Here is a 5,291-nt window from a genome sequence, read left to right on the forward strand (position 1 = left end):
ACCGGGTGGACGACTCCGTGGACGACGCGGCGGGGTTCGCCGCCGGCTACGAGGACGAGCTGGACGCGCCGGAGGACGCGCCCGACGCCGGCGGAGCGGTGCCCGACGTGCTGTCCGAGGACGAGCTCGTCGAGGCCGAGCGGACGGCCGACGACCTGGCGGGCGCCGACCTAGCCGACGAGGTCCCCGAGGCGCCCGAGGGCTCAACCCGCTACGAGGAGGTGGACGAGTCCGAGTTCAGCCACCTGGCGGAGTTCCGCGAGCTGGCCGAGCTGGACGAGGACCTCCCCGACGACCCGGCCGGACCCGGCCCCGCGCCCCGCCGCTGACCCGCCGGGCGTAGGTCGCGCCGACCTGCGCCCGGCCCCCTGCACATCCCCTGACCAGGGTCTCAACCGCCCCTGGCGGACGTCGCCGCGCGGCCAGCGCCTAGGCTTGCCGCCGAGCTGCTGTGACAGTCCCCAGCAAGGAGAAGCACGCTGAGCGCCGCGACCACACTCCGGCTTCCCGTCCCCGCGAGGGTCGTCGTCCTCGTCTCCGGCTCCGGCACCCTGCTGCAGGCGCTGCTGGACGCCGCCGCCTCCCCCGACTACCCCGTCGAGGTGGTCGCGGTCGGCGCTGACCGCACCGGCATCGAGGGCCTGGCCCGCGCCGAGCGCGCGGGCGTCCCCGGCTTCGCCGTGCGGCTGCGCGACCACGCCACCCGCGAGGAGTGGGACACCGCCCTCGCCGACGCGGTCCAGGCACACGAGCCCGACCTGGTGGTGTCCGCCGGGTTCATGAAGATCCTCGGACCCGCCGTCCTGGCCCGCTTCGGCGGGCGGATGGTCAACACCCACCCCGCGCTGCTGCCCGCCTTCCCCGGCGCGCACGGCGTCCGCGACGCCGTCGAGTACGGCGTCAAGGTCACCGGGGCCACCGTGCACCTGGTCGACGGCGGGGTGGACACCGGGCCGATCCTGGCCCAGGAGGCGGTCGCGGTCCTCCCGGAGGACGACGTCGACAGCCTGCACGAGCGCATCAAGGTGGTGGAGCGGCGGCTTCTCGTCGACGTGGTCGCCCGACTTGCCCGAGAGGGCTGCACCGTGAACGGACGAAAGGTGAGCATCCCGTGACCACTCCTGCCGAGCGGCGACCGGTTCGTCGGGCCCTGATCGGGGTCTCCGACAAGTCGGGCCTGCTGGAACTCGCCACCGGCCTGCACGCGGCCGGGGTCGAGATCGTCTCCACCGGCGGCACCGCCAAGGCGCTGGCGGACGCCGGGGTCCCGGTGACGCCGGTCGAGCAGGTGACCGGGTTCCCCGAGGCGCTGGACGGCCGGGTCAAGACCCTGCACCCGCGCGTCCACGCGGGCCTGCTCGCCGACATGCGCAAGCCCTCCCACGTGGAGAAGCTGGACGAGCTGGGCATCGCCGCGTTCGACCTGCTCGTGGTGAACCTGTACCCGTTCGCGCAGACCGTGGCGTCCGGCGCGTCGGCCGACGAGTGCGTCGAGCAGATCGACATCGGCGGGCCCGCGATGGTCCGCGCGTCCGCGAAGAACCACGCCAGCGTGGCCGTCGTGGTCGACCCGTCGCGGTACTCGTGGGTGCTGGAGCAGGTCCGCGAGGGCGGCTTCACCCTCGGCGACCGGCAGCGGCTCGCCGCCGACGCGTTCCGGCACACCGCGTCCTACGACGTCGCCGTGGCGTCCTGGATGGGCGCCGAGCTGGTGCCGGACGAGACCGGGTTCCCCGAGTGGTTCGGCGCGACCTGGCAGCGCAAGCAGGTGCTGCGCTACGGCGAGAACCCGCACCAGGGCGCGGCCCTGGACACCGGGGGCGCCGAGGGCCTGGCGACCGCCGAGCAGCTGCACGGCAAGGAGATGTCGTACAACAACTACGTCGACGCGGACGCCGCGTGGCGGGCGGCGTGGGACCACGAGCTGCCCTGCGTGGCGATCATCAAGCACGCCAACCCGTGCGGCATCGCGGTGTCGGCGCTGCCCGGTGAGAGCGCGATCGCGGACGCGCACCGGAAGGCGCACGCGAGCGACCCGGTGAGCGCCTTCGGCGGGGTCATCGCGGCCAACCGCGAGGTCACCGTCGAGCTGGCCGAGCAGGTCGCGGAGATCTTCACCGAGGTGGTGATCGCGCCGTCGTACGCCGACGGGGCGGTGGACGTGCTGACCCGGAAGAAGAACGTGCGCATCCTGGTCGCGCCGGTGCCGGTGCGCGGCGGGGCGGAGTTCCGGGCGGTGTCCGGCGGGGTGCTGCTCCAGGCCGCCGACACCATCGAGGCCGAGGGCGACGACCCGGCCAACTGGACCCTGGCGTGCGGCGAGGCGCTGGACGAGCGCGGGCTCGCCGACCTGGCGTTCGCCTGGCGGGCGTGCCGCGCGGTGAAGTCGAACGCGATCCTGCTGGCGCACGACGGGGCGACGGTGGGCGCGGGCATGGGGCAGGTCAACCGGGTCGACGCGGCGCGCCTGGCGGTGTCCAGGGCGGGCGAGCGGGCCTCCGGCTCGGTGGCGGCCTCGGACGCGTTCTTCCCGTTCCCGGACGGGTTGGAGGTGCTGCTCCAGGCGGGCGTGCGGGCGGTCGTGCAGCCCGGCGGGTCGGTCCGCGACGCCGAGGTGATCGCGGCGGCGGAGGCGGCCGGGGCGACGGTGTACCTGACCGGGACGCGGCACTTCGCGCACTGAGTTCTCCGGCTGACCCCCGGTGGGGGTCGGTGGTTGTTCGGACGAGAGCCGAGGCGGGACCCTTCACGGGGGTCCGCCTCGGCTCTTTTCTGGTTGTGGGGCAAGGGTTTTCGGGGGGTGGTGGGGTTGTCGGCGGGGGTGTTGGCGGGGTGCTCGGGCGGGGCCACCAACAGGTGATCTCGTTGGTCTGGCGTTGACAGGTCGGCCGCGCGACGGGATAAGATCATGGCGTTGTTCGAACACATGTTCGACACGTCAGGTCGCCGGACTTCCCACGGCGGTCCGCGCACAGGGGTGCGCGCGGACTTCGTTGAGGAGGGGTCAGGTGCTGAGGTCGACAACGGCGACGCAGGCCGCACTCGGGGTAGGTGCGGCGGGCGAGTCGACTTCGGCGCGGGCCCGGCGCCGACCGGTTCGCGGGGAATCGGCGGCCCTCCTCCCGTGGGGCGACCTGAGGCGGAGCAGCACGGTGCCCATGCGCGGGTTGGCACCGTTGCTGCTCTCGCTGCTCTTGCTGCTGTGCGGGGGTGGGGCGCGGGAGGTCTGCGGGGGCGGGCGCTGGAGCGGGCGCTGGGGTGGGGGTGTTCGGCGCTGGCTGGGGGCTGGTGCGGCCGGAGTCGGCGCGCCGACGGGTGTGGGCGCTGAAGCCGGAGCCACCGGGGCTGGAACTGCCTGGGCTGGCACTGCCGGATGCGGGGCCGCCGGGGGCGGAGTCGCTGGGGGCGGAGTCGCTGGAGCTAGAACTGCCGGGGCCAGAGTTGGTGAGGCCAGAGCTACCGGAGCCAGAGCAGTTGGGGTTGGCGCTTCCGGGGGCGGCGCTGCCGGGGGCGGTGCTGCTGAAGCCAATGCCGCTGAGGCCGGTGCTGCTGGGTCTCATGTCGCTGGTGCTCGCGCCACTGATGTTCGCGCCGCCGGTGCTCGTGTTGCTGGTGCTCGCGCCGCTCGTGCTCGTGTTGCCCAGGCCGGGACCCGGTCGGGCTCGGGTTCGGGTCCGGGCTGGGGTGGGTGAGGGCGTGTCGGTCCGGTTGTCCACCGCGCGGCGCTGGGTGCCGCCGTCGTCACGATCCACCTCGGTCCGGGTGCGGGCCGCACTTCGCGGGCTGCTGCTCCCGACCGCGCCGTGCGCCTGCGGGCGCGGTGGGAACGGTGATCACCGCAGGGGTGACTCAAGCCCAACCCGACCCGGTGAAAGTTGCTGCTGCCTGGGCTTGGCTCCCGGCTCGGCGCGCCGTCGCGCACCAGGATCGCGACGGGGTTGGAGAAGTGGCAAGTCCCGGCGATCGCGCACGTCCTAGCCGCGCAGGAGAGGAACGAGGAACACGGTGCTCACCTCAACTCAGCTCAGCGCTCCGCGCCAGACCCCGCCACCGCACACCCCCGACCAGGCCCAAACCAGTCCGCCCCAGACCAGTCCGCCCCAGACCAGTCCGACCCAGACCAGTCCGCCGCACGCTGGCCCGGCCCACGCCGACTCGGCCCATGCCAGCCCAGGCCAGGCTTTCCCGGCCCACACCAACCCGGCCCACACCAACCCGGCCCACACCAACCCTGCCCACACCGACCCGGCTCATGCTGGCTCCGTCCGCACCAGCCCGGCGCACGCTGGCTCGGCTCACGCCAGCCCCGCTCCCGTCAGCTCGGCACACACCGACCCGGCGCACGTCGGGCCGGCCCACGGTGATCGGGCTGGTGCCGGTCCGGGTTCCGGTGATCGGTCGGGGGGTGTCGGCTCGTGTCGCGTCGATCCGGCGCGTTCCCGAGCGCTGGCCCGCGCGGACCGGGTGCTCGCCCGCGATCGGACCTTCGTCTCAGAACGCGGACCGCGCAGTCCCGTCTGGCTCCCCTCGGCGTCACCGGCGACGGTGCTCGCGGAGCCCGAGCCCGTGGCGCTCGTCGACGGGGCGGGTGGTGACGTCGGGATCACCGGGGACGCCGAGCTGACCGTGACCCCCAGCCGTCTCGTGCACGGGGGGACGGTGCGCGAGGTCGTCTCCTGGGCCGGGCCCTGGCCCGCCGGGGAGCGGTGGTGGGACGAGCAGGCGCTCGTCCGGGCGGCGCACCTGCAGGTCGTCGGCGTGGCGGCCGACGGGGGACAACTGGTGTTCCTGCTGATCCGCACCGGCGGGAAGTGGGCAGTGGAAGGGGTTCACGGCTGATGTCGGCTTCCGACGACTTCCGCGGTCTCGCCGACTGGTGGGCCGCCCACGAGGTGGACGAGAAGGACAGCGAACCCGCGTACCACCACAGCTTCGGCTGGACCCCGCTGCTCGTCCCGCTGCCCCGCCGGGCGCCCGACGACCTCGTGTGACCGAGCGGGAACGAGCACCGCGACCACGACGGCCACCGCGACCACCGCGGCAGGGCCCCGGCGACGCGCCCGCTGAGCCTCGGCGGCGCCGGTCGGGCTCGGGGCGGACATCAGCCCCAGCGGCGCCCGCTGAGCCTCGGCGGCGCCATCGGACCTCGCCCGCGAGAACCCTGCGACAACCCGAAAATCCCCGCCACAACGCCGGTGGCGGGGGGGGGGCCCTCCCCCCCCCCCCCCCGGCGCCCGCCCCCGGGCCCCCCCCCGGGCGCCCCCCCCGGGCCCCCCCCCCGCCCCCGGGCC

The 5,291-nt window shown here is 74.6% G+C and carries 4 protein-coding genes and 1 pseudogene; all 5 read left to right on the forward strand.

The features are described 5' to 3' along the window. Window positions 1-329: pseudogene (locus ACTUAL_RS27445) on the forward strand (DUF6350 family protein); the annotation flags it as partial. Window positions 330-479: 150 nt separating this feature from the next. Continuing rightward, window positions 480-1,115, forward strand: coding sequence for a phosphoribosylglycinamide formyltransferase (gene purN, locus ACTUAL_RS27450; protein WP_096497057.1), 636 nt, complete (start codon window positions 480-482; stop codon window positions 1,113-1,115). Then, complete coding sequence (gene purH, locus ACTUAL_RS27455; protein ID WP_440902274.1) at window positions 1,112-2,683, forward strand: bifunctional phosphoribosylaminoimidazolecarboxamide formyltransferase/IMP cyclohydrolase; 1,572 nt, start codon at window positions 1,112-1,114, stop codon at window positions 2,681-2,683. Before purN ends, purH begins: the two co-directional genes overlap by 4 nt. A 1,862-nt stretch (window positions 2,684-4,545) precedes the next feature. Further along, the gene (locus ACTUAL_RS27460) at window positions 4,546-4,839 is read left to right on the forward strand and encodes a hypothetical protein (protein WP_096497055.1); all 294 of its coding nucleotides are present in this window, start codon (window positions 4,546-4,548) and stop codon (window positions 4,837-4,839) included. Next, a complete protein-coding gene (locus tag ACTUAL_RS27465) occupies window positions 4,839-4,991 on the forward strand; it encodes a hypothetical protein (protein ID WP_177154671.1) in 153 nt (50 codons plus the stop codon). The genes ACTUAL_RS27460 and ACTUAL_RS27465 overlap by 1 nt, the downstream gene beginning before the upstream one ends. The last annotated feature ends 300 nt before the right edge of the window (window positions 4,992-5,291 follow it).

It is taken from the genome of Actinosynnema sp. (genome assembly GCF_052038725.1).

Bases quoted from the DNA above. Each gene is read 5' to 3' on its own strand.
- ACTUAL_RS27465 (WP_177154671.1), top strand. From the start codon at position 4,839: ATGTCGGCTTCCGACGACTTCCGCGGTCTCGCCGACTGGTGGGCCGCC.